Origin of the sequence: Georgenia phoenicis (assembly GCF_047302425.1) — a bacterium.
Taxonomy (GTDB): Bacteria; Actinomycetota; Actinomycetes; order Actinomycetales; family Actinomycetaceae; genus Oceanitalea.
Map to the genome: position 1 here is coordinate 1,320,134 of NZ_CP154855.1, position 26,444 is coordinate 1,346,577.

23 protein-coding genes are annotated in these 26,444 nt (G+C 72.7%); 15 read left to right on the plus strand and 8 right to left on the minus strand.

What is annotated here, in order from left to right; all coding sequences use genetic code 11:
• Window positions 1-57: 57 nt before the first annotated feature.
• From AA0005_RS06295 to AA0005_RS06305, 3 genes are read left to right on the plus strand one after another with little or no spacing between them, the layout of a single operon-like run.
• Entirely contained in the window at window positions 58-1,044 is a 987-nt protein-coding gene (locus tag AA0005_RS06295) for a methionine ABC transporter ATP-binding protein (RefSeq protein WP_413452559.1), read from the plus strand.
• Window positions 1,041-1,742, plus strand: a complete 702-nt coding sequence (locus AA0005_RS06300; RefSeq protein ID WP_413452560.1) for a methionine ABC transporter permease — start codon at window positions 1,041-1,043, stop codon at window positions 1,740-1,742. The genes AA0005_RS06295 and AA0005_RS06300 overlap by 4 nt, the downstream gene beginning before the upstream one ends.
• 10 nt (window positions 1,743-1,752) lie before the next feature.
• Window positions 1,753-2,562: a MetQ/NlpA family ABC transporter substrate-binding protein gene (locus AA0005_RS06305; protein ID WP_413452561.1), complete on the plus strand. Its 810-nt coding sequence runs from the start codon at window positions 1,753-1,755 to the stop codon at window positions 2,560-2,562.
• Window positions 2,563-2,632: 70 nt separating this feature from the next.
• Here AA0005_RS06305 and AA0005_RS06310 read toward each other — a convergent pair whose 3' ends face one another.
• Together AA0005_RS06310 and AA0005_RS06315 are read right to left on the minus strand one after the other, a co-directional pair.
• Window positions 2,633-3,979 (minus strand): DUF4832 domain-containing protein, encoded by a 1,347-nt coding sequence (locus AA0005_RS06310; RefSeq protein ID WP_413452562.1) that lies wholly within the window; start codon window positions 3,977-3,979, stop codon window positions 2,633-2,635.
• A 51-nt stretch (window positions 3,980-4,030) separates the two neighbouring features.
• Window positions 4,031-4,831, minus strand: coding sequence for a carbon-nitrogen hydrolase family protein (locus tag AA0005_RS06315; protein WP_413452563.1), 801 nt, complete (start codon window positions 4,829-4,831; stop codon window positions 4,031-4,033).
• A 281-nt stretch (window positions 4,832-5,112) separates the two neighbouring features.
• Between AA0005_RS06315 and AA0005_RS06320 the strand changes: the two genes are divergently transcribed.
• From AA0005_RS06320 to gltX, 4 genes are read left to right on the plus strand one after another with little or no spacing between them, the layout of a single operon-like run.
• Entirely contained in the window at window positions 5,113-5,487 is a 375-nt protein-coding gene (locus AA0005_RS06320; RefSeq protein ID WP_413452564.1) for a VOC family protein, read from the plus strand.
• Window positions 5,484-6,059: a DinB family protein gene (locus AA0005_RS06325; protein WP_413452565.1), complete on the plus strand. Its 576-nt coding sequence runs from the start codon at window positions 5,484-5,486 to the stop codon at window positions 6,057-6,059. The genes AA0005_RS06320 and AA0005_RS06325 overlap by 4 nt, the downstream gene beginning before the upstream one ends.
• A 22-nt stretch (window positions 6,060-6,081) precedes the next feature.
• Entirely contained in the window at window positions 6,082-7,065 is a 984-nt protein-coding gene (locus AA0005_RS06330) for an aldo/keto reductase (protein ID WP_413452566.1), read from the plus strand.
• A gap of 12 nt (window positions 7,066-7,077) precedes the next feature.
• Window positions 7,078-8,607: a glutamate--tRNA ligase gene (gene gltX / locus AA0005_RS06335; RefSeq protein ID WP_413452567.1), complete on the plus strand. Its 1,530-nt coding sequence runs from the start codon at window positions 7,078-7,080 to the stop codon at window positions 8,605-8,607.
• Window positions 8,608-8,678: 71 nt separating this feature from the next.
• On the opposite strand, the gene AA0005_RS06340 is transcribed toward gltX, so the two are convergent.
• Window positions 8,679-10,778, minus strand: a complete 2,100-nt coding sequence (locus AA0005_RS06340) for a phosphatase PAP2 family protein (RefSeq protein ID WP_413452568.1) — start codon at window positions 10,776-10,778, stop codon at window positions 8,679-8,681.
• A 314-nt stretch (window positions 10,779-11,092) separates the two neighbouring features.
• Here AA0005_RS06340 and AA0005_RS06345 point away from each other — a divergent pair, with 314 nt between their 5' ends.
• Window positions 11,093-12,988, plus strand: a complete 1,896-nt coding sequence (locus AA0005_RS06345; RefSeq protein ID WP_413452569.1) for an alkaline phosphatase — start codon at window positions 11,093-11,095, stop codon at window positions 12,986-12,988.
• Between the two features lie 76 nt (window positions 12,989-13,064).
• Complete coding sequence (locus AA0005_RS06350; protein WP_413452570.1) at window positions 13,065-14,192, plus strand: WxL protein peptidoglycan domain-containing protein; 1,128 nt, start codon at window positions 13,065-13,067, stop codon at window positions 14,190-14,192.
• 19 nt (window positions 14,193-14,211) lie between these two features.
• Here AA0005_RS06350 and AA0005_RS06355 read toward each other — a convergent pair whose 3' ends face one another.
• From AA0005_RS06355 to AA0005_RS06370, 4 genes are read right to left on the minus strand one after another with little or no spacing between them, the layout of a single operon-like run.
• Window positions 14,212-14,580 carry a type II toxin-antitoxin system VapC family toxin gene (locus tag AA0005_RS06355; RefSeq protein ID WP_413452571.1) on the minus strand — a complete coding sequence of 123 codons (369 nt, stop codon included), beginning with the start codon at window positions 14,578-14,580 and terminating at the stop codon, window positions 14,212-14,214.
• Window positions 14,577-14,825 (minus strand): AbrB/MazE/SpoVT family DNA-binding domain-containing protein, encoded by a 249-nt coding sequence (locus AA0005_RS06360; RefSeq protein WP_413452572.1) that lies wholly within the window; start codon window positions 14,823-14,825, stop codon window positions 14,577-14,579. The genes AA0005_RS06355 and AA0005_RS06360 overlap by 4 nt, the downstream gene beginning before the upstream one ends.
• A 52-nt stretch (window positions 14,826-14,877) precedes the next feature.
• Window positions 14,878-15,717 (minus strand): helix-turn-helix domain-containing protein, encoded by an 840-nt coding sequence (locus tag AA0005_RS06365; RefSeq protein ID WP_413452573.1) that lies wholly within the window; start codon window positions 15,715-15,717, stop codon window positions 14,878-14,880.
• Entirely contained in the window at window positions 15,714-16,409 is a 696-nt protein-coding gene (locus AA0005_RS06370) for an Atu4866 domain-containing protein (protein WP_413452574.1), read from the minus strand. The genes AA0005_RS06365 and AA0005_RS06370 overlap by 4 nt, the downstream gene beginning before the upstream one ends.
• Before the next feature lie 234 nt (window positions 16,410-16,643).
• Here AA0005_RS06370 and AA0005_RS06375 point away from each other — a divergent pair, with 234 nt between their 5' ends.
• Window positions 16,644-17,900: an AGE family epimerase/isomerase gene (locus AA0005_RS06375; protein WP_413452575.1), complete on the plus strand. Its 1,257-nt coding sequence runs from the start codon at window positions 16,644-16,646 to the stop codon at window positions 17,898-17,900.
• A 125-nt stretch (window positions 17,901-18,025) separates the two neighbouring features.
• Here AA0005_RS06375 and AA0005_RS06380 read toward each other — a convergent pair whose 3' ends face one another.
• Window positions 18,026-20,332, minus strand: coding sequence for a DUF1349 domain-containing protein (locus tag AA0005_RS06380; protein ID WP_413452576.1), 2,307 nt, complete (start codon window positions 20,330-20,332; stop codon window positions 18,026-18,028).
• Between the two features lie 208 nt (window positions 20,333-20,540).
• On the opposite strand from AA0005_RS06380, the gene AA0005_RS06385 reads away from it, so the two are divergent.
• From AA0005_RS06385 to AA0005_RS06405, 5 genes are all read left to right on the plus strand, one after another.
• On the plus strand, window positions 20,541-21,578 hold the full coding sequence (locus tag AA0005_RS06385; RefSeq protein WP_413452577.1) for a LacI family DNA-binding transcriptional regulator: 1,038 nt from the start codon (window positions 20,541-20,543) through the stop codon (window positions 21,576-21,578).
• 34 nt (window positions 21,579-21,612) lie between these two features.
• Window positions 21,613-23,226, plus strand: coding sequence for an FAD-dependent oxidoreductase (locus tag AA0005_RS06390; protein WP_413452578.1), 1,614 nt, complete (start codon window positions 21,613-21,615; stop codon window positions 23,224-23,226).
• 61 nt (window positions 23,227-23,287) lie between these two features.
• Window positions 23,288-24,586, plus strand: coding sequence for an extracellular solute-binding protein (locus AA0005_RS06395; RefSeq protein ID WP_413452579.1), 1,299 nt, complete (start codon window positions 23,288-23,290; stop codon window positions 24,584-24,586).
• Window positions 24,586-25,506: a carbohydrate ABC transporter permease gene (locus tag AA0005_RS06400; protein WP_413452580.1), complete on the plus strand. Its 921-nt coding sequence runs from the start codon at window positions 24,586-24,588 to the stop codon at window positions 25,504-25,506. The genes AA0005_RS06395 and AA0005_RS06400 overlap by 1 nt, the downstream gene beginning before the upstream one ends.
• Window positions 25,496-26,410, plus strand: a complete 915-nt coding sequence (locus AA0005_RS06405) for a carbohydrate ABC transporter permease (protein WP_413452581.1) — start codon at window positions 25,496-25,498, stop codon at window positions 26,408-26,410. The genes AA0005_RS06400 and AA0005_RS06405 overlap by 11 nt, the downstream gene beginning before the upstream one ends.
• Window positions 26,411-26,444: the final 34 nt, after the last annotated feature.

The following is a 26,444-nucleotide window of genomic DNA, read 5'->3' on the forward strand; positions in this document are numbered from 1 at the left end:
GGACCTGCCACGACGCGCCGCACTCCCGCGCGCCTCGTGCCCTGGAGGAGGCCCCGGTTGATCGACCTAGTGGACGTGTCCAAGACCTTCCGCACACCCGGCGGCGAGGTCCACGCGCTCGACCACGTGAACCTGCACGTCGAGCCGGGGGAGGTCTTCGGGATCGTCGGGCAGTCCGGCGCGGGCAAGTCCACGCTCATCCGCACGGTCAACGCCCTGGAGAAGCCGGACTCCGGGACGGTCACCGTCGACGGCGCCGTCATCTCCGATCTCAAGGGCAAGGAGCTGCGCGAGGCCCGCCGCCGCGCGGGGATGATCTTCCAGCACTTCAACCTGCTGTCCTCCCGCACCGCGCAGGCCAACGTCGAGCTCGCCCTCGAGATCGCCGGCACCTCCCGCGCCGACCGCCGCCTGCGCGCGCAGGAGATCCTCGAGCTCGTCGGCCTGTCCGACCGCGCCGGCGCCTACCCGGCCCAGCTCTCGGGCGGCCAGAAGCAGCGCGTCGGCATCGCCCGCGCCCTGGCCGACAACCCGCGCGTCCTGCTCTCCGACGAGGCCACCTCCGCCCTCGACCCGGAGACCACCCGCTCGGTCCTCGACCTCATCCGCCGCCTGTCCCGCGAGCTCGGCCTCACCGTCCTCCTCATCACCCACGAGATGGACGTCATCAAGCGCATCTGCGACTCCGCCGCCCTCATGGAGAACGGCCGCATCATCGAGTCCGGCGCGATGGAGCAGCTCATCACCACCCCGGGCTCGCGCCTGGCCTCGGCGCTCTTCGAGCTCGGCGAGCTGCCGCCCGAGCGCGGCACCCGCATCGTCGACATCACCTTCACCAAGCAGACGTCCTCCGAGCCGGTCATCGCGCGCCTCGCCCGCGAGCAGGGCCTGGACGTCGCCATCCTCGGCGCCGCGATCGAGACGATCCACGGCGGCACCCAGACCGGCCGCACCCGCCTGGAGATCCCGGGCACCGGCGAGCAGGTCGAGACCGCCCTGACCTACCTGCGCTCGCAGGGACTCTTCGTGGAGGTGGTCCGATGATCGACCGCAACGACCCGGACTTCTGGTCCGACCTCGTCGAGGTCGTCACCGGCGCGACCTGGGAGACCCTCTACATGGTCTTCGTCGCGCTCCTCTTCACCGTCGTCGTCGGCGTCGCGATCGGCGTCCTCCTCGTCACCACCGAGGACGGTGGCCTCTACGCCAAGCCCTTCGGCTCCCGCGCCCTGGGGAAGGTGGTGAACCGGGTGCTCGACGTCGTCGTCAACATCGGCCGCTCGATCCCGTTCATCATCCTCATGTTCCTGCTCATCCCCTTCACGCGGTTCGTCGTCGGCACCTTCATCGGCCCGACCGCCTCGATCGTCCCGCTCACCATCGCCGGCATCCCCTTCTTCGCCCGGCTCGTGGAGATCGCGGTGCGTGAGGTGCCGCGCGGGGTCATCGACGCCGCCGTCTCCCTCGGTGCCACGAAGCGGACGATCCTCTTCAAGGTCCTCCTCGCCGAGGCCGTCCCCGCCCTCACCCTGGGACTGTCGACGACCGTCGTCGGCCTCATCGGCTACTCCGCGATGGTCGGTGCCGTCGGGGGCGGCGGCCTCGGGGACGTCGCCTTCCGCTACGGCTACCAGCGCTACAGCCTCGAGTACATGCTCGTCGTCGTCGTGCTCCTCGTCGTCCTCGTCCAGATCCTCCAGTCCGCCGGCAACTACGTCGCTCGACGTGCCTCCCACCGCTAGGAAGAAGAACATGCGCCTCACCCGCACCCTGCCCGTCGCCGTCGTCGCCGCCCTCGCCCTCACCGCCTGCGGTGGCGGGGACGACGACGGCGCATCCTCCGACGCCGGGTCCGACACCATCCGCGTGGCCGCCCTCGCCGTCCCCGCCGGCGACATGCTGCGCTTCGTCGCCGAGGAGCTTGCCCCGGCCGAGGGCCTGACCGTGGAGTTCGTCGAGTTCAGCGACTACAACACCCCGAACCCGGCCGTCGTCGACGGCGACGCGGACGCCAACCTCTTCCAGAACACGACGTTCATGGAGACCTTCAACGAGGCCGCCGGCGAGGAGCTCGTCTCCGTCGGCGAGGTCTACCTGCCGCGCATGGGCCTGTACTCCAACGACTACACCTCGCTCGAGGACTTGCCCGACGGCGCGACGGTCGCCATCCCCAACGACCCGACCAACGAGGGCCGCGCCCTCAAGCTCCTCGCCGAGCACGGCCTCATCGAGGTCACCGAGGAGCCCATCACGATCGCCGACATCACCGACAACCCGCGGAACATCGAGTTCGTCGAGATCGAGAACGCCACCCTCCCGCAGGCCGTGGAGGACCAGGACGCCGCGATCGTCACCGCCGCCTTCGCGCTGCCCGCCGGCCTGGGTGAGGACAAGATGATCCTCGCCGAGGAGAGCGACAGCGAGTACTACAACGTGCTGTCCACGACCCCCGAGCTGGCCGACGACCCGCGCATCGAGACCCTCTACGAGCTGCTCACCTCCGACGAGATGGACCAGTTCATCGAGGAGGAGTACCAGGGCGTCATCATCCCCGTGGAGTGACGCGTAACAACTCTGCTCTCGGCGCGAAGGGGGACACCCCCTCCGCGGCGAGAGCAGAGTTGTTCCTGGGCTACGGCTCGAGGGTGAGGTAGCCGAAGGCGTGGGCGTCCTGGCCGGCGTTGGCCAGGCGCAGCGGGGCGCCGCCCGGCATGGGGTTGGGGACGTGGAGGGCGAGGTGCTCGCCGTCGCCCGGGAGCGGCAGCGTCCCGCGGACCTCCTGCTCCTCCCCGGGCGCCAGGCCACGCAGGTCCAGCCCCTCGGCGGGGACCGAGGCGAGGACGTCGCCGTCGTCGTCGAGGAGCGCCAGCTCACCCGCCCAGTCCGCGGAGAAGGGCGCGACCCCGCGGTTGGTGAGCCGCACGGTGACGTCGACGCCGTCGTCGTGCGCCACGAAGCGGACGGCGACGGCAGTGAGGTCCTCGCCCATGGCGGCGCCGGCGGCGAGGGCACGCTCGCGGTCCGCGCCGGTGTAGCCCTCGGTGTAGGCGCGGTCGTTGACGAGCCAGGACACGTGCGTGGCCTCGATCGCCGCCGCGACGTCCTCGACAGGCTCACCCGCCATGTCCGGGCAGTCGAGCGGGGAGGAGAAGGCGCAGGTCTGCAGTGCCGGGTAGAGCTCTCCGCCGATCGGCTGGGTGAGCCACCGGTCGGTCAGGCCGGTCTCCTCGAGCAGCGAGACGAAGTGCCACGGCTCGGTGGGCAGGGTCTCGTAGGCGAAGGAGTCGTCGTGGAAGCCGACGGCGTAGGGCGCGGTCGTCGCCGACGGGTAGCGGGCGAGCACGGGCGTCGTGTCGAAGGCAGCGTCCCAGGCGGCGAACAGCTCCTCCTCGGTCGCCTCGCTCGGCATCCAGTCCTCCGTGCCGGCCTCCCCGTCCAGCGGCCACGTGTGCTGCTCGCCCCAGAAGCCGACGAGGCCGCTCGTGACGAAGCCGAGGCGCGCGTCGCCGTCGTACTCGGCGCCGAGGGCGGTGACGAGGTCGGTGAGGAGGGCGACGACGCGCGGGTCGTCGTAGTCGGGGGAGAAGCTGATGCCGTCGTTCCCGTGCTGGGTGTAGCGGCGGGACTGGTCGATGCCGCCCTCGCCGAGGAGGTGGTCCGGGACGCCGGTGGGCAGGCCGGGGTAGTCGAGGTAGAGGCGCAGGACCGACTGGCGGCCGCGGGAGGCGACGTCCTCCAGCCGGGCCTCGAGAGCGGTCCAGTCGTACTCGCCCTCGCCGGTGACGACGGCCGCGACGGGCAGGTAGAACCACTCCATCGTCGCCGGGAACTCCGGGTCCGCCGGCTCCCACGGGTCGCCGGGCTCGGGCGCGAAGGGCACCCAGCCCGAGAGCGGGTTGCCCACCACCGGCGGGGCCGGGGCGAGCGCGGTCCAGCTGTCGTCCGCCGCGCACGCCGTCGTCACGAGCAGGGCCGTCACGGCGAGGAGCGTACGGGAGGCGCGCGGCGGCGGGCCGGCCGGGAGCACGGTCTACCGCTCGCGCGGGACCACGCGGTAGCGGCGCAGGCGCAGCGCCGGGTTGACCCGACGCACGTGCTCGAGGCGCTCGCGGTCCAGCTCCGCCACGGCGACGCCGGGCACCTCCCCGGCCGCGGCGAGCGAGACGCCCATGGGGTCGAGGACGGCGCTGTTGCCGATGCTCGTGGGGCCGGTCTGGTCCGCGCCGAGCACGTAGACGGTGTTCTCGATCGCCCGCGCCCGCAGCAGCGTGCCCCAGTGGTACTCCTTGAGCGGCCCCGGCGCCCAGGCGGCGGGGATGGCCAGGACGTCCGCGCCGGCGTCGACGAGGGTGCGGGACGCCTCGGGGAAGCGCAGGTCGTAGCAGGTCTGCAGGCCCACGGTGAAGCCCTCGACCTCGAGCAGTGCCGGCTCCTGCGGGTCCGCGGCCAGCACGCGGTCGGACTCCCGGTAGCCGAAGGCGTCGTAGAGGTGGACCTTGCGGTAGACGGCCCGCACCTCACCGTCCTGGATGCCGACGAGCGCGTTGCGGATCCGGTAGCCGTCCACCTCCTCGTTGGTCCCGACCACCACGGTGAGGCCGAGCTCCTTGGACAGCTCGCGCAGCCGTCCGACGCTCGGGCCGTCCAGCGGCTCGGCGCTCGCGACGAAGCGCTCGTCCATCGCCGGTGCCGTGTAGATGGAGAACTCCGGCAGCACGGCGAGCCGGGCGCCACGCCCAGCGGCCGTGCGCAGGTGCGCCTCGATGGCGCGCAGGTTCGCCGCCTTGTCCGTTCCCGGCCCGTGCTGCGCGACCGCCACCGTCAGCGACATGCTGCTCTCCCTCCGACCTCGCCCTCCACGCGACAGTACCGCTCCTCGCACGCTCGCCCCGCCGTCGTCCGCGGGTACGACGACGGCGCCACGCCCCGCCCGGGACGTAGCGCCGTCGTCGCCCGCTGCCGACCGTGTGGCCGGCTCAGGTCTGCAGGTGAAGAGTAGCGGGCGACGGCCCTCGCGAGGGCGCGTTTGTCGTCTCGTGACGACGGCAATGTGCTTCCCGGTGGGGCGGTGACCTCGCTAGCGTGGGCCACCACCCGAGCGAGGAGACACCCGTGAAGATCACCAACCAGCTCGTCGTCTTCGACGCCGCCGACCTGGAGTCCGAGAGCAGCTTCTGGGCCGGCGTCCTCGGGGGCACCGTGGACGCCGAGGACGACTGGCACACCGTCAAGGTCGACGGGCAGGCGCGCATCGCCGTCCAGCTCGCCCCCGACCACGTCCCGCCGCAGTGGCCCGACGGCAACCCGCAGCAGGTCCACCTCGACCTGTGGGTGGAGGACATCGCCGAGGCCCACGAGCACGTCATGTCCGTCGGGGCGCGGCTGCTCCAGGAGGCGCAGCACCCCGACGAGAGCGACGACTTCCAGGTCTACGCCGACCCCGCCGGCCACCCCTTCTGCCTGTGCTTCCCCCGGGCGGCGTCGTGAGGGACCCCAAGGACACGCTCCACGAGTACCTGCAGCGCTCCCGCGACGCGATGCTGTGGAAGCTCGAGGGCCTCCCGGAGCGCGACGTGCGCTGGCCGCACACGCCCACCGGCACCAACCTCCTCGGCCTGGTCAAGCACCTCGCCGGTGTCGAGCTCGGCTACTTCGGTGACACCTTCGGTCGGCCCGGGCCGCTCGCGCTGCCGTGGATGAGTGAGGACGCCGAGGAGAACGCCGACATGTGGGCGACGGCGGAGGAGTCGGTCGAGGACGTCGTCGGCATGTACCGGCAGGCCTGGGCACACGCCGACGCGACCATCGCCGAGCTCGACCTCGACTCGCCCGGCCGCGTGCCGTGGTGGCGCGGCGGGGACGTCACCCTCCACCACATCCTCGTCCACGTCATCGCCGAGACCGCCCGGCACGCTGGCCACGCCGACATCATCCGCGAGCAGATCGACGGCGCCGCCGGGCTGCGCGCGGGCGCGACGAACATCCCGGGCAAGGGAGAAACGTGGTGGGAGGAGTACGTCGCCAGGCTCCAGCGGGTGGCGGAGGAGGCGGGCGGCTGAGGCGTCCCTAGGCTTGTCCCCCGTGACTACCGACGACGACGGCGCGACCCGCGTCCCGTACCTGGGCCTGGGAACCGGGCCGCTCGGCAACCTCTACACCGAGGTCCCGGAGGAGCAGGCGCTCGCGACCGTCCGCGCCGCCTGGGAGCTGGGCGTGCGCACCTTCGACACGGCGCCGCACTACGGGCTCGGCCTGGCCGAAAAGCGGCTCGGGCGCGCCCTGGCCGAGCTGGGCGTCGCGCGCGAGGAGTACACCGTCTCGACGAAGGTCGGCCGGCTCCTGGAGCCCAACCCTGACTACCGGCCCGGGCAGCTCGACGACGGCGGGTTCGCGGTCCCGGCGACGCTGCGCCGGCGCTGGGACCCGAGCGAGGCCGGTATCCGCCGTAGCCTCGAGGACTCCCTCGAGCGCCTCGGCCTGGACCACGTCGACACCCTCTACCTCCACGACCCCGAGGCCTACGACGTCGACGACGCCGTCGTCCGCGCCCTGCCCGCCCTCGTGCGGCTGCGGGAGGAGGGCCTGGTGCGACGGGTGGGCGTGGGCTCGGGGGACCTCGCCGCCCTCACCCGCTGCGTCACCGAGGGCGAGCTCGACGAGGTCATCTGCGCCGGGCGCTACACGCTGCTCGAGCAGCCGGCCGCCGAGGCCTTCCTCCCGCTGTGCCTCGAGCGCGGCGTGGACGTCGTCGCCGCCGGGGTCTACAGCTCCGGCGCGCTCGCCACGAGGAGCGTGCCGGAGACGGTGATGTACAACTACGCGCCGGCCGACGAGTCGGCCGTGGCACGGCTGCGGCGCCTCCACGAGGTCTGCGGGACCCACGGGGTCGCCGTGCCCGCCGCCGCGATCCGCTTCGCCGCGCGGCACCCGGCGGTCACCACCGTCCTCGTCGGTGCGCGCCACCCGGACGAGGTCGCCGCCGCCGTCGCCCACGCCGTCGCCGACGTCCCGGACGCGCTGTGGGAGGACCTGAGCGGGCAGGGACTCGTCGCCGCGGGTCGATAGGCTGGGGGCACCATGACCGAGACCTCTGCCGCCCCCGCCCCTGCCGACGACGGCGCCCGCTCCGGCGCCGTCCGCGTCCGCTTCTGCCCCTCGCCGACGGGGACCCCGCACGTCGGGCTCATCCGCACGGCGCTGTTCAACTGGGCCTACGCGCGCCACGTGGGCGGCACCTTCGTGTTCCGCATCGAGGACACCGACGCCGCCCGCGACTCCGAGGAGAGCTACCAGCAGCTCCTCGACGCGATGCGCTGGCTCGGGCTCGACTGGGACGAGGGCGTCGAGGTCGGCGGGCCGCACGAGCCCTACCGCCAGTCCCAGCGCATGGACCTGTACTCGGACATTGCAGCGCGGCTGCTCGAGGCCGGGCACGCCTACGAGTCCTTCTCCACCCCCGAGGAGATCGAGGCCCGCCACCGTGCGGCCGGGCGCGACCCCAAGCTCGGCTACGACGGCTACGACCGCGACCTCACCGAGGAGCAGAAGGCTGCCTTCCGCGCCGAGGGCCGCGAGCCGGTGCTGCGCATCCGGATGCCCGACGAGGACGTGTCCTTCACCGACCTCGTCCGCGGCGAGATCAGCTTCAAGGCCGGCTCGGTGCCGGACTTCGTCATCGTCCGCGCCAACGGCCAGCCCCTGTACACGCTCGTCAACCCGGTCGACGACGCGCTCATGAACATCACCCACGTGCTGCGCGGAGAGGACCTGCTGTCCTCCACCCCGCGCCAGGTCGTGCTCTACCGCGCGCTGCTCGACATCGGCGTCGCCTCGGTCATGCCGAAGTTCGGGCACCTGCCCTACGTCATGGGCGAGGGCAACAAGAAGCTGTCCAAGCGCGACCCGGAGTCCAACCTCTTCCTGCACCGCGAGAGGGGCTTCACCCCCGAGGGGCTGCTCAACTACCTCGCGCTGCTCGGCTGGGCGATCTCCCCGGACAACGACATCTTCACCCGCGAGGAGATGGTCGCGGCCTTCGACGTCGCCGACGTCAACCCCAACCCGGCACGCTTCGACCTCAAGAAGGCCGAGGCCATCAACGCCACCCACCTGCGCCTGCTGGCGCCGGAGGACTTCCGCGCCCGGCTCGTGCCCTACCTGCGCGACGCCGGTGTGGTGACGGCCGGGTCCTACGACGCGCTGCCGGCCGCGCACCAGGCGCTGCTCACCGCCGCCGCGCCGCTGGTCCAGGAGCGCATGACGCTGCTCGGCGAGGCGCCGGGCATGCTCGGCTTCCTCTTCGTGGCCGACGACGCCGTCGTGGTCGAGGAGGACGCGCGCGGGGCGCTGCGCCCCGAGGCCGCCGACGTGCTCGACCGCTCGATCGCCGTCCTCGAGGGCCTGGACGACTTCTCCCCGGAGGCGCAGCAGGAGGCGCTCAAGGCGGTGCTCGTCGAGGAGATGGGCATCAAGCCGCGCTTCGCCTACGCGCCGCTGCGTGTGGCCATCACCGGCCGGCGGGTGTCCCCGCCGCTGTTCGAGTCGATGGAGATCCTCGGCAAGGACGCGAGCCTCACCCGCCTTCGCACCCTCCGCGCCAGCCTGTAGCGGGCCTACTGACCGCCGAGAGCCGAGTTGTTCCTGGGAACAACTCGGCTCTCGGCGGTTCATGGCTCAGGTCAGGGCACGGTCCGGCGGTGGCGTGCGACAAGCAGCAGCCCACCGGCTGCGCCGACGAGGCCGGCCGCCAGGAGGAGGGTGCGCACACCGTCCGCACCGGTCGTCGCCAGTGCGCCCCTCTGGTTCCCCTGTGCACCGCCTGCGTCGGGGTGCTCAGTTCCCGGGGCAGCTGGCGACGTGGGCGTCGCGGGGTCGGCCGGCGCGTCTGGCGCGGCCGGCGAGCTCGGTGACGGGGCCGGCTCGGCCGTGTCCTGCGTGACGACCAGGAAGACGCCGGCCTCGTCGTAGCGCAGTCCCAGGTCCGAGTCCGTCGGTGCGCCGGTGATTACGAGGTCGTCGAAGGTGCCGGTGGCGACGCCGTCGTGCGCGACGACGGGCAGCTCCTCAGGCAGCTCGGCGAGCCGACTGAGGTCGAGGTCGAGGGTGCCGCCGAGCGTGACGTCGCCGCTGACGGCGAGTGCCGGCTCGGACGCGCCGTCCGCGGTCAGCTGCAGCGAGGCGGTGTCGGACTGGGCGAAGTCCCCGTCGACACGCAGCGGCTCCGCGGCCTCGTCGACGAGCCGGCCTCCGGTGAGCTCGACGTCCCCGCTCCCCAGGGCGGCCGGCTGGGTCGCGACGACCTCGCCCTCGGTCACGAGCACACCGCCGGCGAAGGTGTTCTGGCCCGCGAGGACGAGTGAGCCCGTGCCCGACTTGCTCAGCCCGCCGGGACCCGTGATGTCGTTGATCCACACGTCGGCGGCCGCGGCACCACCGTCGTCGGCGTCCATGTCGACGGAGACGTCGCGGTCGAAGGCGCCGTAGCCGTGCGCGGCGGCGAAGAGGTTGGTGCGCCCCCACCCCTCGGCGTCGTCCACGATCGGTAGGCCGGACTCGAGCGCGGTGGAGTGGAGGACCCAGCGCAGCTGCTCGTCGTCGAGGTACGGGAAGCGCGAGCGGAGCAGCGCCTCGGCGCCCTCGGGCACGCGCGGCTCGTTGCCCGGCTCCGAGACGGGGGTGAGCCCGAAGGTGGTCAGCGCACGGTAGTGCGCGAGGTCGGCGCGGTAGGCGGCCCGATCGGTGTCGAGCTCGGCAACCGGCTCGAGCAGGCGCTCGGTGTCCGCTCGGGCGGCGGCGATGAGCTCCGCGTTGGCCGGGTCCGCGAGTGTCGCCCCGGCGATCCCGGTCGCCAGAACGCGTCCGCCGATGACATCGAGCGGGGAGTGCATCCCGGCGACCACGCGGTTGTAGCCGAGCTCGGCGGCGGTGAGCATGATGTCGCCGTAGTGCTCGGGCACTGCCGTGGCGAGGCCCAGCCCGGCGAGGAAGGCGGCGTTCGTGTGCCCGCTGGGGAAGCCGCCGTCGTTGACGGCCTCGTCCTCCGGCTTGATCTGGACGACGAGCTCGGGCACCACCTGCACGTCCTCGCTCCAGCGGAACGGGCGCATGTACTGGTAGTACTCCTTCGCCCGGTTCGACGTGGCGTGCGGACCGCGCACCGTGTCGACGAGCCGCACGACCGAGCCCAGCGGTGAGTCCTGGTCCGCCCAGCGGCCGTTGCTGTTGCCGCCGTCGCTGTAGGAGGTGTCGACGGCGTCGGCCGGGACCTCGGCGATGGTCGTGCCCGCGTTGGTCAGCCGGGCGAAGGCAGGCCCGTCCGCTCCCAGCCCCTCCATCATCGAGTAGCTCTGGTGGCGTCGGTCGACGACCCAGGCACGCTCGGCCTCGGCCGGAGTGCGAGCGGTGGTGATCTCGACGACCCTCTCGATGTTCTCCTCGTGGAGGTCCGTGTCGAGGACCGTGCCGTCGTCCCACGACGCACCCGGTGTCCAGTGGTCCAGCATCCGCTCCAGGACGCCGATCGCGGGGTTGGTCGAGGGCGTCATGTGCTCCGGGGTGTTGCGGAGGTAGGAGTCAACGAACGTTCCGTAGGGGCCGGGGGACGGGGCGATGGCATCGGCTGGCGCGAAGGTGCTCGCGTCACCGGCGCCCGCGGAGGTCACCTGCTCCGGCACGCTCTGCGCGGCAGCGGGTCCCAGCAGCACGGCCGAGGTGAGGACGGCTCCAGCGACGGCGGTACCTGCGCGGGTGCGTCGGGGGCGGGGGACGGTCGGTGGCATGGCTGAGCTCCTTGGTCGAACGACGGCGGCGCGGTCCGGCCGCCGCGCGAAGGGAAGCAGGGCCGCGTGGCCGGCAGGTGTCCGGACGGTGACCGCACGCCGTCGGGAGCGGAGCGAGCGCCGGGAGCGACGGGTCCGACGAAGGTTCCGACGTCGTCGGCCGTCGGGATGAGAGCCCGCATCGTCTCGACTGCCGGCCGCCCACTGTTCACCGAGCGTTTCCTCATCCCCGGGCGGCAGTTCACCACCGCTTCCTAGCGTCCGAGTCGCCCGCACACCGCGGGCATGACCCGAGTCGAGAGTGAGCACCACCAATGGATCACCGACCTTGCGGCTGGACCCGCCGCGGTCTGATCGCCACCGGGATCGTCGCCGCCCTCGTCGGCACGGCCGCCACTGCGAGCGCCGCGCCGGAGGACAACCCTGCCATCCCCGAGAACGTCATCGTCTTCATCGGTGACGGCATGGGCTACAACCACATCGCCAGCACCAACCTCTACGAGACCGGCCAGAGCCGCTACCAGGTCCTCTCCGACGCCGAGGGCCGCGTGAGGACCCTGCCGGGCAACGCCGTCCAGGTCTACGAGGACTGGGCGCTGACCAACATGACGACCTTCCAGCACGGCAACTCCTACGACGCCGAGAAGGCCTGGACGGACTTCCAGTACATCAACGGCAACGTCACCGACTCCGCCGCCGCCGGCACCGCGATGGCCACCGGCGTCAAGACCACGAACGGCGCCACCGGCCTGGACCACGAGGGCAACCGGGTGGAGAACCTCACCGAGCGGGCGATCGCCACCGGGCGCGCCGCCGGTGTCGTCTCCTCGGTGCCGTTCAGCCACGCCACCCCGGCCTCCTACGTCGCGCACAACGCCGACCGCAACGACTACCAGGGCATCGCCACCGAGATGCTCGACAGCGACCTCGACGTCGTCATGGGCGCCGGCCACCCCGGCTTCACCGACTCGGGCGAGCCGCGCGAGACGCCGTCGTACGACTACATCAGCGAGGGAGACTTCGCCCGCCTCCAGGACGGCCAGGCCGGCTTCTCCTACCTCGAGGAGAAGGCCGACTTCGAGGCGCTCGCCGCCGGCGACGGCGTGCCCGAGCGGGTCTTCGGCCTCGCGCAGGTCGCCTCCACCCTCCAGCAGGGGCGCGCGGCCGACGGCGAGGAGACCGCGCCGTACGACACGCCGCTCAACGACAACGTCCCCACGCTCGAGACGATGACCGCCGGCGCGCTCAACGTCCTCGAGCAGGACGAGGACGGCCTCTTCCTCATGGTCGAGGGCGGTGCGATCGACTGGACCGGCCACGCCAACGACGAGGTCCGCAACATCGAGGAGACCCAGGACTTCAACGCCTCCGTCGAGGCCGCCGTCGAGTGGGTCGAGTCCGAGGACACCGACGCCACCTGGGACAACACCCTCATCATCGTCACGGCCGACCACGAGACCGGCTACCTCGCCGGCGCCGGCTCCGACCCGGGCTGGACGCCCATGCACGGCGACGCCGACCAGGTCCCCGAGCTCGACTGGTACTCCGGCAACCACACCAACCAGCTCGTGCCCGTCTTCGCCAAGGGCGTCGGCGTCGAGACCCTCTACGCCCGCGCCACCGGCACCGACCCGGTCCGCGGCGCGTACCTCGACAACACCGACCTCGCCAACGTCCTCCTCGACGACCTCTGGGCGACCCAGCCCTCCGAGGGCGGCATCGAGGTCGAGGCCGTCATCCCGGAGCTCGGTGAGGACGACGAGCAGCTGCCCGGTGCGCTCGTGCTCAGCGTCGCCGACGGCGCCGTCGAGCTCGGCGACCTCCGGCACGCCGGCGACCGCCTGCGCCTGGGCGGCGAGCTGCCCACCGTGTCGGTGACCGACTCGCGCGGCGAGGCCGCCGGCTGGGCCGTCTCCGGCCAGGCCTCGGCGCTCACCTCCGCCGACGAGCGCGTCATCCGCGCCGGCCACCTCGGCTGGACGCCGGGCCTCGTCGAGGCGCAGGAGGGCGTGGTCCCCGGTGAGCGCGTGCGCACCGTCATGTCCGGTGGGGAGGGCCTGGCCACCGCCGCCACCCTCGCCTCCGCCGACTCCTCCGGCCGCGTCGGCACCGCGGTGCTCGACGCCGACCTCGAGCTCGAGGTGCCCGTCGACACCGCCGACGGCGCCTACTCCGGGTCGCTGACCGTGACCCTCTTCCCGGTCGACTGACGACCTCTCCCACAGCCGTGCCCGCCGGTGGGACCCACCGGTGGGCACGGCGCCGCCCGTTGCCGAAGGAAAAGCCATGTCCCACCTGCGCACCACGGTGGCGAGCCTGCTGCTCGCCCTGCCTCTCGCCGTCGTCGTCCCCGCGGCGGCCGACGTCGCCGACCCGCACCTCACGGAGGAGTCCGTTCCCGACGGCGGAACCTCCGTCCCCGCGCCCCCGCCGGAGGACGCGACCGGCGGCGCGGTGAGGGGGACCGCCGACCAGGTGACCTTCGGGATCGCGCCGTCCGGGCCGGACGGGGCCGACGGGAGGGTCTCCTTCCGCCTCGAGCTCGAGCCGGGGGCCCGCCACACCGACCACGTCGAGGTGACGAACTACTCCGAGGAGGCGATCACCCTCGCGCTGCTCGCCTCCGACGGCACGGTCACGGACGGCGGGACCTTCGACGTCCTGCCCAGCGACGTCGCGCCCGAGGCGGCGGGCTCGTGGATCGAGATCGCCGAGAGCGTCGAGCTCGAGCCCATGGGCAGCGCGGTGCTGCCCTTCACGATCACGGTGCCCGAGGACGCGCTTCCCGGGGACCAGCCCGCCGGGATCGTCGCGTCGCTGCGCACCGTGGGCACCGACGAGCAGGGCACGGCGGTGTCGCTCGACTCGCGCGCCGGCGCCCGCGTGCACCTGCGGGTGGCGGGCGACCTCGCACCGGCGCTCGCGGTGGAGGACCTGCGCGCGGAGTACCGGCCCTCGTGGAACCCCTTCGCGCCCGGGACGGTCGACCTCACGTGGACCGTGGCGAACGAGGGCAACGTACGGCTCGGCGCAGCCCAGACGGCCGGCGTCACGGGGCTGCTCGGGCTCGGTGGTGGCGAGGCGGTCGTCGACGGGCCGCGCGAGGTGCTGCCGGGACAGTCCGCGACCCAGACGGTGTCGGTCGAGGCGTGGCCGACCTTCCGGGTGGGCGGGCAGGTGAGCGTGAGCCCGGTGGTCGTCGGCAGCGACGAGGTGCCCGACGAGCTGCTCAGCGCGGCGGCCGGGTCGGTGGCGTTGTGGGCGGTGCCGTGGGCCCAGCTCGCGGCGCTCGTCCTCGTGGCCGGTCTGGTAGTGCTGGTGGTGGTGCGCCGCCGTCGTGCGCGGGCACGGCTGGAGGCGGCCATCGCCGCCGCCCGGGCGGACGCCGCCCGCGAGCTCGCCGCCGCGCACTGACGCTTCCGCGCTCCCGGGCTCAGCGGATCTGGTGGACGGCGTCCGACTCGCCCCAGGCGGTGTCCGCCGTCCAGACCGGCGCACCGGCGCGCTCACCGAGGGCGAGGCAGAACCGGTCGGCAAGTGAGAGCCCGGAACCGCGCCGCCAGAGCGAGGCGGCGCGCTCGGCGTCGTCCGCCGTCGCCGGCTCGACGCGCAGTCCGTAGCTCTGCAGGAGGGCAGAGGCGACCGGCCAGTCGCCGCCCGCGGCACGCACCTTCTGCGCGACCTCCGACCAGTTGACGCTCGAGCACTGCGCGCCCGCGACGAGCAACGACTCGACCCGGTCAGCCCCGTCCTCGCCGCTGAGGTACGCGAGCAGGGCGGAGGCGTCGAGGACCGATGTCACGCGGCGTCGTCCTCCGCCGTGGCCGCACGCCGGCGCTCGGCGAGGAGGTCGCCCACGAGATCACCGTCGGCGAGCTGGCTGCGCAGGTGCTGCCGGGCCTGCGCACGCGTCATGACGATGACCCCGGCCTCGCTCTCGACGAGGATCAGCGGGGTACCGGCGGTGAGGCCGGCGCGATCCCGGAGCTCGGCCGGGACGACGAGCCGCCCGCGATCACCCATCGTCACGCTGTATGTCCCACTCATAGCAAGAACGTACCACTGCGTATCGACTGGTGGGCCGAGCGTGAACCGGGGGTTACGCGTCGGGCGGGGCAGCGGCCGCGGGTGCCGCGTGGAGGGAGGCGAGCAGCTGGAGCTTCTCAGCGCTCGGGGAGCCGGGCGCGGCCCGGTAGACGACGAGCTGGCGGCCGGGCAGACCCCTGACGTCGAAGGCGTGGTAGTCGAGGGAGAGGTCGCCGACCTCGCCGTGGCGGAACTCCTTGGACTCATGGGTCTTGCCGCGCACGTCGTGGCGCGCCCACAGCTGCCGGAAGGCGGCACTGGCCTGCGACAGCTCGGCGACGAGCGCGCGCACGCCGTCGGCCGCGTCCACGTGCCCCAGGGCCAGGCGCAGGTTCGCGACGCAGGACTCGGCCGCCCGGTCCCAGTGCGCGTAGAACCGCGCGCCCACCGGGTCGAGGAAGACCATGCGCGCGACGTTGTCGACGCGGGCGAAGTCCGCGTACAGGGCGGCCGCGAGGGCGTTGTGCGCCAGGACGTCGAGCCGCCGGTCGATGACGACGGCGGGCGTGTGCGGCCACGCCTCGAGCAGCTCCCGCAGCGCCTGAGGAGGCGGGTCGGTGGCGGGCGCCAGCGCCGTGGGCGCGAGGTCCGCCAGGCGGAAGAGGTGCTCGCGCTGGTCGAGGTCGAGGCACAGGGCGCTCGCGATCGCGTTGAGCACCGACGGCGAGGGGTTGCGCTCGCGACCCTGCTCCAGGCGCGCGTAGTAGTCCACGCTCACGCCCGCGAGCATCGCGACCTCCTCGCGGCGCAGCCCCGGCACCCGGCGCGGGGTGTGCGCGGTGAGGCCGACGTCCGCGGGCCGGACGTGGCCGCGCCGGGCCTTGAGGAAGGAGCCGAGCTCGGAGGTGGTCACGGCTCGACGGTACGGGTCGCGGCCCCGCCCAACCAGGACCTGGTGCTCCCTGGCAGGCTCCGCCGTCGGCTCATGACGAAGCCCGCGTGGTGGAGGACGTCGCCGACGAGCTGGCCGAAGGCCCAGAAGCCGGAGTCGTCGAGGTAGGTGATGCGGTCCTCGCGGACCCAGTAGCGGCCGGTGTACGCGTCGGCGCGGCCGCCGCGGGTCTCGGAGTAGCGGCCGTCGGGCCGCAGGTGCTGCTGGAGGGCGCGACCGCTGTCGTGCCAGGTCCCGGCCCAGGTGGCCCGGACGGCGGGGTCGGTGAGGTCCTCGCCCGCGGGCCGGGTCGGCTCGCCGTCGTGGGCCTCGAGGTGACCGGCGACGTAGACGGCGAGCAGGTCGCCGGGGTCGACGACGAGCATGCGGTGCACCTGCGACTCGGTGACCCTGCGGCGGACGACGGCGAAGGTGGCCGGGTTTCCCGGGACGAGGTCGAAGCGGTCCCGCTCGCCTGGAGGCAGCTGCGCGATGGCGCTCTCGAAGAGCAGCGGGACGACGGATGCGCCCTCGGCGTCGACGACGTGCGCGTCCCGTCCACCGGGAGCCGCGACGAGGCGGTCCCCGACGACGTGGAGGTCCTCGGCCACGACGCCGGACGGGTGCATGACGCGGGCGCCGGTGACGACGACGGCGGGTGGGGGAGTGGTCATGTCCTCAGCCTGGCGCCGCGGGAGCGCGCGGAGAAGGCCGGGCCACACCCAGGGAGTGGCACACCCTGGCCCGATCCCGGCTAGCCAGCGCCGGCCGGCCCGATCCCGACCTCCCCGCCCCGCGCCCTCCCTCCTGCGCCGAGAGCTGGATACTCCGGTGCGGTTGGACGGGTGTGCGGGCACCGTGGCTCCGCCCACTACGGTATGGACGGCCGCGATTCGGAAGGAACCGAGATGACGCACCCCAGCCCCACCGCCCGCCCCGGCAGCGACGACTACCGCCGCGCCCAGCGCGCCGAGCTCCTGCGCTTCGGCGCGGGCGCCCGCTGCGAGCACGGCTTCGGCTACCTCGACGAGACGGGCCAGGTGGACCCGACGACCGTCGAGCTGTGGATCACCTGCCGCATGACGCACATCTTCAGCCTCGGCGTCCTCGCCGGTGAGGAGCCGGCCCCCGGTGGCCCGGACCGCGAGGAGCTGACGGCGCTCGCGGCCCACGGCGTCCGCTCGCTGCTCGGCCCGCTGCGCGACGACGAGCACGGCGGCTGGTTCGCCGCCGTCACCGCCGAGGGGCCCTCGAACGCGACGAAGCAGGCCTACGGCCACGCCTTCGTCGTACTCGCTGCCAGCTCGGCGCTCGCCGCGGGCGTCGAGGGGGCGCGCGAGCTCCTGGACCTCGCCCTGGCCGCCCAGGAGGAGCACTTCTGGGACGAGGAGGCCGGGCTCGTCGTCGACGAGTGGGACCGTGCGTGGACCACGCTGGACCCCTACCGCGGCATCAACGCCAACATGCACACCGTCGAGGCCTACCTCGCCGCCGGTGACGTCACCGGCGAGGCCCTGTGGCACCGCCGCGCCGGCCGCATCTCCGCCCGGGTCGCCGCCTGGGCGCGGGAGAACGACTGGCGCATCCCCGAGCACTTCACCTCCGACTGGGTGCCGCTGCTCGAGCACAACCGCGACCGCCCGGCCGACCCCTTCAAGCCCTACGGCGCCACCGTGGGCCACGGCCTGGAGTGGGCCCGCCTCCTCCTCGCCGTCGAGGCGACGCTCGGCACCGCAGGACCCGCGGGGCTGGACGAGGCAGCCGCGGCGCTCGCCGCCCGCGCCGTCGCGGACGGCTGGGACGCCGACGGCGCGGAGGGCTTCGTCTACACGACCGACTGGTCCGGGCAGCCCGTCGTGCGGGCGCGGATGCACTGGGTCGTCACCGAGGCGATCGCCACCTCGACCGTGCTCCACCGGGTCACCGCCGACGACGCCCACGCCGCCGACGTCGACCGCTGGTGGGCCTACGCGGACACCTACCTCGTCGACCACGGGGCCGGCTCGTGGCGCCACGAGCTCGATCCTCACAACCGTCCGGCGTCCGGGACCTGGGAGGGCAAGCCCGACGTCTACCACGCCTACCAGGCCGCCCTCATCGCCGACGTCCCGCTCGCCCCGTCCTTCGCCGCCGCCCTCCGCGCCGGCGCCCTCCGCACCGTCTGAGCTCATCCCGACGCGCCGACAGCCGGATTCTCCGAGGAGGATCCGGCTGTCGGCGGCTGAGGGGCCTGCCCGGCCGCACCTTGCTGCCGCAAGGTCGCGCCGGGGGAGGCCGGGAGGCGCTGCCGCTACCTCCGGACGGTGACCGTCAGGGGAGCGCTCGCCGTCGTGCCGGCGGGGTTGGTGAGCTCGGCGACGTAGGTGTAGGTCCCCGGCGCCCGGCCGCTCACCGTGGCCGTCGCCCGCTGCGCCCGGGGCGTCGCCGCCTCCAGCGAGCCCTCGGCGATGACGACGCCGTCCTCGAGGATCCGGTAGGACGTCGCGTTCGTCCCCCACCACAGGTTCGCGGTCACCGTGAAGCCGCCGTCGCCGTCCCAGTTGTCGTGGCTCAGCTGCGCCCGCCCGGGCTCGGCGTCGTCGACGACGACGGTCACCGGCGCCGTCTCCGTCGCGCCCCGGGAGTTGATGAGCATGGCGGTGTACGTGTACGTCCCGTTCGGCCGGCCGCTCACCGGGATGCGCACCGACTGTGCCCGCGGGGTGGCGAGCTCGAGGTCCTCGACGGCGATGAGCTCACCGTTCTCGTACAGCGCGAGGACGCTGCCGTTCGTGCCCCACCACAGGTCGACGAGGACCTCGAAGCTGCCGTCGTGGAGGCCGGTGGCCCAGCCGCTCGTCGTGCGGAGCGAGGCCCTGCCCGGCGCGGAGGTCTCGTCGTCCTCAGGGATCTCCGGGATGGCGAGACCGCCCTCGCAGGCCTCCTGCTCGGCCGCCGTCGGCGTCCACCGCAGCCAGGCGAAGCTCGCCTCGATCTCGGGCGCGTCCGTCGCACCGCGCATCGCGAAGGGCCCGACGGCGGTGGGGGACAGCGCCCCGAGGTCCACGGGCCGGCCCCACGGCTCGAAGGTCGCGCCGTCGAAGGACACCGACGCCACCGCGGTGTCGCCGTCGCCCGTCAGCCGCAGCCAGAAGGTCTCGCCCAGCCCGGCGTCCGGCACCACCGAGTCGAAGCCGGTGTTCCGGTCGCTGCCGTTCGTCCGGAGGATGTACTCCAGGCGCAGGCCCTGGGAGCCGTGGACGAGGTCGAGCTTGGCGTAGTTCGCGTCGTCCGCGTAGAGCAGCAGCCCCGCCTGCTGGAAGCGCTGGTCCGGGCGGAAGGTCAGCTCGGTCGTCACCTCCCAGTCGCCCGCGGGCAGGTCCTGGAGGAGCAGCGGCGCGCCGTTCACGCCCGCGCGGTAGGTGGGCAGGACGAGCGAGCCGTCGCGCAGCTCGTGCGCGCTCGCATCGGTGCGCACGCTCGCGGACCAGAGGCCGGCGTCGAGCGCGGTGCCGTCGAACTCGTCGCTGGCCGCGCCGCTGCACTGCTGGCGCAGGGGATCCGGGTCGGCGCCGGGGGCCGGCGGCCGCACGGCGTCGGGGTTGAGCTTGGCGTACTTGATCGTCGCACCGAGGCGGTCCCCGGACTCGTAGAAGAGGTACGTGCCGGTCTCGTCGGTGACGATGTCCGGCGCGGCGACGCGCCCGGTGTCCTCACCCACGCCGCTCGCCTCGTGCAGCACCCACGTCGGGCCGGTCTCGGTGAGGGCGTCGTTCACCGTGCGCGCGTGGATCTTGCCCGACGACGCGTGGTAGATGACGTAGAGCTGCCCCTCCCACTCCCACAGGTTGGCGCTCGAGACGTTCTGCCCCTCGGCGGCGCCGGGCACGACGAGCGGCTCGGGGCGCACGTCCCACTCACGCCCGTCGTAGGACTCGGCGACGCGGATGCGGCGGATGTTCTCCGGGGTGTTGTCCATGTAGAACATCGCGTAGGCGTAGGGGGAGTCGGCGTCCGGGTGCTCGAAGACGCGTGCGTAGGACGTCTCGGTGATCCCCGGCCCGCCCTGCGCCGTAGTCACCGCCTCGCCGCCGTACTCGAAGTGGATCCCGTCCGACGACGTCGCGTACCGCGTCGTCGTGTTCTCGCCGTGGAAGTACAGGTAGAGCTCGTCCTCCACGGGGTGCCAGAACGGCTCGGGCGTCGCCACGTGGGTGACGTCGTAGTAGTCGCCCCACTGGTTGGCGATGACCGGGCTGCCCTCGTACTCCGTCCACGGCCCCGCGAGGGAGTCGGAGTACATGAGGACGATGCCGCCGGGCGCGTCGTGCGGGCCGAGGTAGAGGTACCACTCGGCGAGCGGGTCCTCGAGGTGCTCACCCGCGTGGAACACCGCGGGGAAGATGTACTCGTTGGTCGGGTTGTAGGACATCGTCTCCTTGTCGGTGATGACGCCCTGGTACTCGAAGACCGGCAGGTTCTCCTGGCTCGGGACGACGGCGGTACTCGCCTCGGCGGCGTCCTCCCGTGGTCCCGCCGTCGCGGGGGCGACTGCCCCCGCCAGCACGGCGAGGGCCAGGGCGGCGGCCGTGGCGAGCCGTGATGCTCGTGCTCTCATCGGTTCTCCTCCTTCCCGGTCCGCGCCGTCGCGGACCGTGGTCGGCATCGAACAGCGTCATACGCAAAACGACAAGGGTTCCGTCCGGCCCGCCGGGGGCGTCCGGCTCGACAGAAAACGTTGTCGCGATGACCTCACCGTCGGCGCGTCCTTGTAGTTTTACGCAAAACCCGATTCTCTAGGGCCCACTCGGTCGAAGGAGACGGCAATGGTGGTCAAGGGGCGGCGCGCGACGCAGGCGGATGTCGCACGCCTCGCGGGCGTCAGCCAGACGACCGTGTCGATGGTGCTCAACGGCACCGGTGTCGCCCAGCGGCGGGTCAGCGCCGAGGTGCGCGAGCGGGTCCTCGAGGCCATCGCCGTCACCGGCTACGCGGCCAACCCCAGCGCCCAGCTGCTCGCCGGCGGCCGCAGCTCGATCATCGGCGTCTACACCTACGAGCCGGTCTTCCCGCACTCCGGCGCGAACTTCTACTACCCCTTCCTCGAGGGCATCGAGGACGAGGCCGAGCGCTCCGGCGTCGACCTCCTCATGTTCACCTCGATGTCCGGCCGCTCCGGCAAGAGCCTCGTGTCCACCGGCCGCGTCACGCGGCTGCGGGTGGCCGACGGCTGCGTCCTCCTGGGCCGCCGCAGCTACCCCGAGGACCTCGCCGAGCTGCTGCGCCAGGACTTCCCCTTCGCCTTCGTCGGGCGCCGCGAGGCGCCGGACGCGCAGGTGCCCTACGCGGCCGCCGCCTACGGGGAGGCCACCCGCGCCGTCGTCGACAACCTCGTCGCCCTCGGTCACGAGCGCATCGTGCTCATCAACGAGTTCACCGGCCACGAGTCCATCGAGGACCGCTCCCGCGGCTACCGCGAGGCGATGACGGCCGCCGGCCTGCAGCCCGTCACCTACGACGCCCCCGACCTCGGGTCCGGCGCCCTCCTCGACACCCTCCTCGCCGCCGGCGTCACGGCCGCGCTCGTCACCTCCGACCTCGCGGCCCCGCTGCGCCGCGCCGCGCTCGCCCGCGGCCTCGACGTCCCCCGCGACCTGTCCATCGCCCGCCTCGGTGACCCGGAGCGGCCCAACGGCGAGGACGTCGACTGGAGCGGCTTCCTCATCCCGCGCTGGGAGATGGGCGCCCACGCCCTGCGCTTCGTCCTGCGTCAGCTCGCACCCGACCCGGTCGACGCGAGCGACCTCCAGGTCAGCATCCCCTGCACCCTCGTCCCCGGGGCGACCGTCGCCCCGCGTCAGTAGCCGGGCACCCCGGCCGGAAGAAAGGCACACACTGGTGGAACTACGCACCCAGGTCCTCGTCGTCGGCGGAGGACTCGGCGGGGTGGCGGGCGCGCTCGGCGCGCTGCGCCACGGCGCGACCGTCGTCCTCACCGAGGAGTTCGCCTGGCTCGGCGGCCAGTCGACGTCCCAGGCCGTCCCGCCGGACGAGCACCCGTGGATCGAGGACTTCGGCTGCACCGCGTCCTACCGCCGCTTCCGCGACGGCATCCGTGACTACTACCGCCGCAGCTACCCGCTCAAGGAGGCCGCCCGCCGCAAGAGCGACCTCAACCCGGGGGCCGGCTGGGTGAGCAAGCTGTGCCACGAGCCGCGCGTCGCCGTCGCCGTCATCGACGAGATGCTCGCCCCCTACATCTCCGGCGGCCGCCTGCGGGTGCTCATGCACCGCCGTCCCGTCGCCTGCGAGGTGGACGGCGACGCGGTCCGCTCGGTCACCGTCGAGGACCTGCGCACCGGGGAGCGCACGACGATCGGCGCGGACTACGTCCTCGACGCGACCGAGACCGGCGAGCTGCTGCCGCTGTCCGGCACCGAGTACGTCACCGGCTTCGAGTCCTCCGCCGAGACCGGGGAGCCCAGCGCCCCCGCCGAGGCGCAGCCGGAGAACATCCAGGCCGTGTCGGTCTGCTTCGCCGTCGACCACGTCGCGGGGGAGGACCACACGATCGAGCGCCCAGCCCAGTACGACCACTGGCGCTCGGTCCGCCCCGACTTCTGGGGCGGCAACCTCCTCAGCTGGACCGCCCCGCACCCGCGCACGCTGGAGATCACCGAGCGGCACTTCGAGCCCAACCCGGGCGACGAGCCGCTGTCCGTCTTCGCCGACCAGAGCCTCAACCCCGGCGACGGGAACCTGTGGACCTTCCGCCGCATCGCGGCCAAGGACCTCTTCGAGCCCGGCACCTACGACAGCGACATCACGCTCGTGAACTGGCCGAGCATCGACTACTTCGAGGCCCCGGTCATCGACGTCCCCGAGGACGTCGCCGCCGCCCGCCTCGAGGACGCCCGGCAGCTGAGCCTGTCGATGGTCTACTGGATGCAGACCGAGGCCCCGCGCCCCGACGGCGGCACCGGCTGGCCCGGCCTGCGCCTGCGCCCCGACGTCATGGGCACCGAGGACGGCCTCGCGATGGCGCCCTACCACCGCGAGGGCCGCCGCATCCGCGCGCTCGAGACGATCCGCGAGCAGGACGTCTCCCTCGCCGTGCGGGGTGACGCCGGCTCGCGCCGCTACCCCGACAGCGTCGGCGTGGGCATGTACCGCATCGACCTGCACCCCTCCACCGGCGGCGACAACTACATCGACGTCGGCTCCGCGCCCTTCGAGATCCCCCTCGGCGCCCTCGTCCCGCAGCGGGTCACCAACCTGCTCGCGGCGGCGAAGAACATCGGCACCACCCACATCACCAACGGCTGCTACCGCCTGCACCCGGTGGAGTGGAACATCGGCGAGGTCGCGGGCGTGCTCGCCGCCACGTCGATCACCGACCGCACCACCCCGCACCAGGTCCACGGCGACCCCGCCCTCGTGGACCAGCTGCGCTCGCGGCTCCTCGCCGACGGCGTCGAGCTCCACTGGCCGGACGGCGTCTACGGCTACTGACCCGGCCCACCTCCACCGACGCCGCCCGGCGCTCGGCACCCCCTCAGATAAAGGAGAGATGATGGTTCACCGTCGAACTCTGGTCCCCGCTCTCGCCGTCCTCACTCTCGGCGTTGGCTCCCTCGCTGCCTGCGGCGCCGGCGACGGCGACGGCGAGGCCGCCACCCCCGACTCGCCCGTCGACCTGCGCATGACCGTCTGGACCGCCGACGAGAGCCAGCTCGCGCTCTTCGACGAGATCGCGGCCGAGTACATCGAGGCCAACCCCGACACGGTCAACAGCGTGACCTTCGAGCCGCTGCCCTTCGAGGACTACACGACGACCCTCACCACCCAGCTGGCCGGCGGCAACGCCCCCGACCTCGCGTGGATCTTCGAGAGCTCGGCGCCCGAGTTCGTCGAGAGCGGCGCGCTCGCCGACATCCGGCCCACGCTCGAGGGCGCGGAGGGCTACGAGTACGACGACCTCCTCGACTCCGCCCTCGAGCTGTGGTCCACCGACGACGGCCTGTACGCCTACCCCTTCTCCAACTCCCCGTTCGTCACCTTCGTCAACACCGACCGCATCGCCGAGTCCGGCCAGCCGAACCCGGCCGAGCTCCACGCGGCGGGGGAGTGGACCTTCGACGCCGCCCGTGACATCTCCGCGGCCAGCGCCGAGGCGCTCGGCGGCGCCGGGCTCGTCGTCCGCGACTTCGACTACGCCGGCTGGGGCAACCTCGCCACCATCTGGGGCGGCTGGGACGCCGCGCCGTGGTCCGAGGACGGCAGCCAGTGCACCTTCACCGAGCCGGAGATGGTCGAGGTCATGGAGTGGTTCCACGACGCCGCCTTCGAGCAGGGCGCCATGCCCGGCCCCGGGACGAGCAGCGACTTCTTCGCCGGTGACGTGACGATGACGATCACCCAGATCTCGCGCGCCTCCTCCCTCGACGGCTCCTTCGAGTGGGACGTCCTCCCGCTGCCCGCCGGTCCCGCCGGTCAGCAGAACGTCATCGGCCAGGCCGGCATCGGCGTCCTCGCCAACGCCGAGAACCCCGAGATCGCCGCGGACTTCCTCGCCTACTTCACCAGCCCGGAGAGCGCCGAGAAGCTCGCCGCCTACTTCCCGCCGCCGCGCGAGTCCCTCCTCACCACCGAGGTCCTCGGCGACGCGAACCCGCTCCTGTCCCCGGAGCAGCTGGAGACCGCCGTCGTCAGCAGCATCGTCGACGCGCAGGTGAAGCCGGCCCACCGGAACTTCGCCCAGCTCGACACCGCCGTCCGCGGCGCCCTCGACGAGCTGTGGGACCCGGCCGCCGACGTCGAGACGGTGCTCGCCAACGTGTGCTCCGCCGTCGAACCGCTCCTCGAGAGCTGATGGCCGCGATCACCAGCAGCCAGGCGGGCCGGCAGCGCCGGTCCGCCTGGCGGCGGCGCGACGCCGCCTGGGGCTACGCCTTCACCGCACCCGTCATCGCCGGCAGCCTGCTGTTCGTCGTCGGGCCGCTGTTCGCGGTGATCTGGTACTCGCTGCACGAGTGGAACGTCCTGGCGAACACCTTCACCTTCGCCGGCGCCGCCAACTACGAGCGGATGCTCGAGGACACCGCCCTGCACGACTCGCTCGTCGCGAGCCTGTGGTTCTCCCTGGGCGTGGTCGTCCTCAACATCAGCCTCGCGCTGTTCCTCGCGGTGCTGCTCAACCAGAAGCTGCCGGGCACGACCTTCTTCCGGGTCGCGTTCTTCTCCCCGGTCGTCGTCTCCCTCGTGGCGTGGACGATCGTGTGGGGCTTCCTCCTCCAGGCCGACGGCGGGATCAACTCCCTGCTCGAGGTCTTCGGGGTGGACGGGCCGAACTGGCTCCGAGGCAACGTCACCGCGATGGTCGCCGTCGTCGTCGTCCAGGTCTTCAAGAACGTCGGCCTCAACATGATCCTGTTCCTCTCCGCCCTCCAGGGGGTGCCCGAGGAGATCCAGGAGGCCGCGACGCTCGACGGCGCAGGCCCGTGGCGGCGCTTCCGCTCGATCGTCCTGCCGATGATCTCCCCGACGGTGCTGCTCGTCTCGATCCTCACGATCGTCGGCTCGCTGGAGACCTTCGCGCTCATCGACGTCCTCACCCAGGGCGGCCCGGGGAGCACGACGACGGTGCTCGTCTACTACCTGTACCGCCAGGCCTTCGAGTTCAACCAGTTCGGCTACGCGAGCGCCGTCGCCGTCCTGCTCTTCGTCATCGTCCTCGCCCTCACGCTCGTGCAGTGGCAGACGAGAAAGCGGTGGGTGTTCCATGAAGTCTGACCTGGTCGACCGGGCCGTGGGCGAGACGACCTTCGCTCCGCCGCCCGACACGACGGCGCAGCCCCGGCGGGTGCGGCGCCGTCCGTGGCGCGGCGTGCTCGTCGTCGTCATGGCGATCGCGTGCGTCCCCTTCCTCTTCCCGACGTGGTGGATGGCGACGTCGTCCATGAAGACGACGAGCGAGATCCTGCGCGTGCCGCCGACGCTGTGGCCCACGAGCCCCTCGCTCGAGCCCTACCGGCAGGTCTTCGAGCTGCAGCCCTTCGCGCAGCAGTACTGGAACAGCCTGTACATCGCGCTGCTCGTCACCGTGGGGACGATCCTGTTCTCCTCGATGGCCGGCTACGCCTTCGCCCGGGTGCGCTTCCCCGGGGCGAACCTGCTGTTCGTCCTCGTGCTCATCGGCCTGCTCGTGCCGATCGAGGTGACGATCGTGCCGCTGTTCCGGATGGTCAACTCCGCCGGGCTCATCGACACGCACTGGCCGCTCATCCTCATCCCGATCTTCGGGGCGCCGAGCGTGCTCGCGACCTTCATCATGCGGCAGTTCTTCCTCGCGCTGCCGGGCGAGCTGGAGGAGGCCGGCCGCATGGACGGGCTGAGCCGCTTCGGGATCTTCTGGCGCATCGCCTTCCCGCTCGCGCGGCCGGCCGTGGCCGCCGTCGCGATCTTCATGTTCCTCAAGTCCTGGAACATGTACCTCGAGCCGATCGTCTTCCTCTCCAGCCGAGAGAACTTCACGCTGCCGCAGGCGCTGACCCAGTACGTCGACGCCTACGGCGGGCCGATCTGGAACGTCCAGCTCGCGGCGACCACGCTTACGGTGGTGCCGGTGCTCGTCGTGTTCATCTTCGCCCAGCGCCAGTTCATCCAGGGCCTGGCCCAGACGGGTCTCAAGGGCTGACGCCCCAGCCTCGGCGAGGGGCCCGACGAGCGCC